This window comes from Pauljensenia sp. UMB3104 (assembly GCF_030217285.1).
GTDB lineage: Bacteria > Actinomycetota > Actinomycetes > Actinomycetales > Actinomycetaceae > Pauljensenia.
The window spans coordinates 1-257 of sequence record NZ_JASONN010000402.1 but is presented as its reverse complement, the minus strand read 5'-3'; the positions used below and the strand labels follow the sequence as shown (position 1 = coordinate 257).

At 69.3% G+C, this 257-nt stretch carries 1 pseudogene; it reads left to right on the top strand.

The features are described from left to right. Positions 1 to 25: 25 nt before the first annotated feature. A pseudogene (locus QP415_RS12195) lies at positions 26 to 257 on the top strand (heat shock protein transcriptional repressor HspR); the annotation flags it as partial.

The window sequence follows — 257 nt, the reverse complement described above, 5'->3', positions numbered from 1 at the left end:
AGCGGCCGAAGCCAAGCGCAACCGCGTGTTCGCTGCGTCTGCGGATGGACAGGTCATGCCGATGCGCCGAGGCCAGCGCCCGTGGGATAGCTCCTCGAGGTCTGAATCTCGCTCCGGGGGCTCTCTCACCGTGTGGAATCCGGTGCGGGCGCTCGCGGCGCTCGCCTCCTCCGAGGCTTCGGCGCGTTCGGCCCTTCCGGCTGCGCCGCGATCGAATGGGCGCGCGGTGATTGAAGGGACGATTGTCTCTCGCCGCT